The organism is Streptomyces sp. NPDC127084 (assembly GCF_042724175.1).
Lineage (GTDB): Bacteria > Actinomycetota > Actinomycetes > Streptomycetales > Streptomycetaceae > Streptomyces.
This window is the reverse complement of record NZ_JBHXFA010000291.1, coordinates 1-3,962: the sequence shown is the minus strand read 5'-3', so window position 1 is coordinate 3,962 and position 3,962 is coordinate 1. Positions and strand designations below refer to the sequence as shown.

Here is a 3,962-nt window from a genome sequence, read left to right as displayed (position 1 = left end):
TACCGCTTCGCGTACTTACTTCCCACCTGGTGCTACTTCCTCTGGAACCTCAAGATCCCAGTCTCCAGGTGTCCAAGAGCAAGGGGAAGCTTCAGACACCGAGACCTGGGAGGTATGCGGAATGCAGAGCGCCAAAACGGTGCTGGGTGTCCTGCGCGAACGCGGCAGGAAAGGCCTGCCGTGCGATGAACTGTATCGACAGCTGTTCAACCCGCAGTTGTATCTGATGGCCTACGGGCGCATCTACGCCAACCACGGCGCGATGACGCCCGGGGTCACGCCGGAAACGGTGGACGGTATGTCTCAGCGGAAGATCAGCCGGATCATCGAAGCGGTACGTCACGAGCGATACCGCTTCCGCCCGGTCCGGCGCGTGTTCATCCCGAAGAAGAACGGGAAAACACGTCCGCTGGGTTTGCCGACCTGGTCGGACAAACTCGTCGGTGAAGTCGTCCGCCTCCTGTTGGAGGCGGACTACGATCCGGCGTTCTCCGACCGGTCTCATGGATTTCACCCTCGGCGGGGCTGCCACACCGCCTTGCGGGAGGTGGCCCATACATGGACCGGGACGTCCTGGTCCATCGAGGGCGACATCGCCGACTGCTTCGGCAGCCTGGACCACCAGGTCCTGCTGTCGATCCTCGGCGAGAAGATCCACGACCAGCGGTTTCTGCGGCTGGTGCGCAACATGCTGACGGCCGGATACCTGGAGGACTGGAAGTGGGGCACCACGCTCTCCGGAGCGCCGCAAGGCGGGGTGGCATCCCCGATTCTGTCCAACATCTACCTGCACAAGCTGGACGAATTCGTCGAGAAAGTTCTGATCCCGGAATACAACCGGGGAGACCGCCGGGCCCGCAACCCCGCCTATCTGGGGTTGCAGAATCTCCTGGCGAAGGCCCGCCAGCGCGGCGACCGGGCAGAAGCCCGGACGCTCCGTCAGCAGATGGTCAGCCTGCCGAGCTCGGATCCGAACGATCCGGGATACCGGAGACTGCGCTACATCCGCTATGCGGACGACCATTTCCTCGGATTCACCGGACCGAAAGTCGAGGCCGAGCAGATCAAGCACCGCCTGGCGAAGTTCCTGTGTGACGAACTCAGGCTGGAGCTCTCTCAGGAGAAGACGCTGATCACCCATGCCCGTACCGGGGCTGCGAGGTTCCTCGGCTACGAGATCACGACTCAGCACAACGACACGAAGAAGACTGGCCGTTACCGGCGCGTCAACGGTCAGGTCGCACTACGTGTCCCGCGAGATGTGATAAAAGCCAAATGCGCCCCTTACCTGTTCCGCGGGAAACCCGCGAGACGGAACGCTCTGATCAACAGTGACGACCATGCAATCGTTGCCACCTACGGAGCGGTCTACCGGGGGCATTGTCCAGTACTGCGATGGGTCATGGAGACATCAATGCTGAAGACCCTTGCGGCCAAGCACCGCTCGACTGTGTCGAAGATGGCGTCGAAGCACAAGGCCAGAGTCGATTCTCCTAACGGGCCCCGAGTATGTTTCGAGGCCCGCATCGAGCGGAAGAACAGGAAACCACTGGTGGCCAGGTTCGGTGGAATTACCCTCCAGCAGCAGAGGTCGGCGAAAATGGTCGACCGTCGGCCTGTCTGGGTGGACTATCCGCAGAAAGAGCTGATCACAAGGCTCCTTGCGGATACCTGCGAGATCTGCGGAAGCACCGGTGATGTCGAGGTACATCACATCCGTGCGCTTGCCGATCTCGTACGTTCCGGATGGCCGCTGTCCGACTGGGCACGCGTCATGCTCGACCGGCGCCGCAAGACCGTTGTGGCCTGTGTCAGCCGTATCCATGTCACACGATCGGCTGAATCGCTCACGCGGTGATCACTGGAGAAGCCGGATGATCGGGAAACCATCACGTCCGGTTCGGCGGGAGGCCGCGCGGAAAAGGACCTGCCTCAGCAGACGCCTCGCCGTGCGGCCGACCCAACGTCCTGGCTCACCGGATACCGCAGACTCAACCACCGCTACGAACGCCATCCCCGCAACTACCTGGCCTTCCTCGGCCTCGCCGCCGCCCTCTGCTGCTACAAACGACTCATCCGCCTCACCACATAGGACACGGTCTAAGCACTCACGCTGGTACTAATCCAGAAAGTTGATGATTTCTGGATAAGGAAACACGCCTGGCCAATTCGACCCTGATTTCGGTTTGATATCCGTCTTCGTGGTTGGTGTGCATCCATCTTCGACAATGCACACCTTTAGCATGAATTTAGTTCCCAGGGTTGCAGAATAGGTTCCATCGCCCCGGAACTTGACCTTGCGATTACTGAGGTCGACCGTCAGAGTGCTAGGCAGAGTCGGCCCCTTCGGCCCGGCATTATCCTGCGCAGCAATGATTGTCTCCTGGAGTGAATTGTTCCGCCACTCTGAGGAACCCCATTGAGCGTACTTTGCTGCACTGTAAGTCCCTGTTACATCTCCAGAGATCCTGAACGTTCCGGTGGCCTTACCTCCCCAAAGAGAGGCGGAAATGCGCGCCGTTTTGCGAGGTGGAATTCTCACAGGTTGAGACGGTATCGTGTATGTATTCGTCTCCCATTTTGTCTCGGTGGTAGTGGTGCCCCAATTCTGATTCCATGAGAATTCAGCCCCCATCATAACTTCACCCACCGGGACCTTGCCGGTCACGGACATCTTGGTGGTTGTCGTGAACGCCCCTCCGTCCAGTACCGAGACTGAATAGGTGTCGGTATAGGTCTTTGTGTAAGACTGAGTGTAAAATGTCTGTTCAAGGTTCGAATCGTTGTAGAGGTGCGCCTCGGATGAGGTCCACACAGGGCCCGAGTCAGGCGAAAATACCGCCTCCTGCGCCCAGACCGATGTGTTCGCCAGTTCTGCCTTAGGTTCACTGAGGACGACGGACTGACTTCCCCACCCGTTAATATTGCTGGCTGGGTACTGCGCTCTCACCAGGTCCCACATATTGATGTACGATCTCATCTCCTCCCCGTGAACTTGAACGGGGGGGAGCGCCACGGACAGGATCAGGGCGCCTACTGATACACCAACGCCAGCGCCCGTCATGGATTTCAAACGGCGATTACACATTTCGAACCCTTCGACAATTTCTGCGCACCTGGGTGAGAATACGCAAACGCGACTTACGGTATTCCCGAGATTGGTAAATAGGGATTTTTGGCCCCGCTCTGATTGTGGGAAGGAAGTCGTTGAGCACGAAGTGCACGCAGTATTACACCCTGCCCCCGCCCATGCAAGGACATCATCTAGAGTGATAGCCATCTCGGGATGGAGGTAATTACTGACCTTCAAAGCGTGATGTCGTCATGATGATTTGGGCAGCCGGTGCCGGTGAGGCAGCCGTCGAGGACGTCGTGTCGGTGCTGGGGCTGGCGTAGGCCGCGTCGGATGGCGGTCGGCGGGGTCGGCGAAGGCCCGGTTGACCGTGGTGGTGCGCCGCGGTACGGACCAGATGCCTTCGACTGGGTTGAAGTCGGGGCGTAGGGCGGCAGCTGGAAGACGGTGAGCCAGTCGCGGTCGGCGATGTAGCAGCGCATGCCAGCGGTGAGGTTGGGGTTGAGGTTGATGCCCCTGTGGTTCGTCAAGCCGTCAGGCTGGGAGGACATGGCCTTGGCGGTCACCGCCGAGGGCCACCGCGACATCCTTGGCCTGTGGGCCGGCGGTGAAGGCGGCGAGGGCGCCAAGCACTGGCTTCGTGTCCTGACCGAGCTGAAGAACCGCGGCTTGGAGGACGTCCTCATGCTGGTCTGCGACGGATTGAAGGGCCTGCCCGATGGACCGGCGCCTGCCCTACCTGCCACCGCGACATACCAACCCCAAACCCGACCTGACCAAGCACTACTGGGGGCCGTCTTCAAAGTGATCTTGCCCAGAGCAGGATCGATGCGAGTGTGACCGCTGCTTCGTAGGAGGTGGCGGTCTTCTCGTATCGGGTGGCGATGCC

2 protein-coding genes and 3 pseudogenes are annotated in these 3,962 nt (G+C 60.0%); 3 read left to right on the top strand and 2 right to left on the bottom strand.

From position 1 onward, the window contains the following. Window positions 1-121: 121 nt before the first annotated feature. Entirely contained in the window at window positions 122-1,858 is a 1,737-nt protein-coding gene (locus ACFWI9_RS33290; protein ID WP_387168752.1) for a reverse transcriptase/maturase family protein, read from the top strand. Between the two features lie 108 nt (window positions 1,859-1,966). Beyond that, window positions 1,967-2,092, top strand: a pseudogene (locus tag ACFWI9_RS33285) (IS5/IS1182 family transposase); the annotation flags it as partial. 27 nt (window positions 2,093-2,119) lie between these two features. On the opposite strand, the gene ACFWI9_RS33280 reads toward ACFWI9_RS33285, so the two are convergent. After that, the gene (locus tag ACFWI9_RS33280) at window positions 2,120-3,064 is read right to left on the bottom strand and encodes an ETX/MTX2 family pore-forming toxin (RefSeq protein WP_387168755.1); all 945 of its coding nucleotides are present in this window, start codon (window positions 3,062-3,064) and stop codon (window positions 2,120-2,122) included. A 242-nt stretch (window positions 3,065-3,306) separates the two neighbouring features. Further along, window positions 3,307-3,582 (bottom strand): annotated as a pseudogene (locus ACFWI9_RS33275) (hypothetical protein); the annotation flags it as partial. Window positions 3,583-3,625: 43 nt separating this feature from the next. Here ACFWI9_RS33275 and ACFWI9_RS33270 point away from each other — a divergent pair. Further along, a pseudogene (locus ACFWI9_RS33270) lies at window positions 3,626-3,814 on the top strand (transposase); the annotation flags it as partial. Window positions 3,815-3,962: the final 148 nt, after the last annotated feature.

What these genes read in the sequence shown, in the direction of transcription:
- ACFWI9_RS33280 (WP_387168755.1), bottom strand. Translation starts at nt 3,064, where the DNA reads ATGACGGGCGCTGGCGTTGGTGTATCAGTAGGCGCCCTGATCCTGTCC.
- ACFWI9_RS33290 (WP_387168752.1), top strand. Translation starts at nt 122, where the DNA reads ATGCAGAGCGCCAAAACGGTGCTGGGTGTCCTGCGCGAACGCGGCAGG.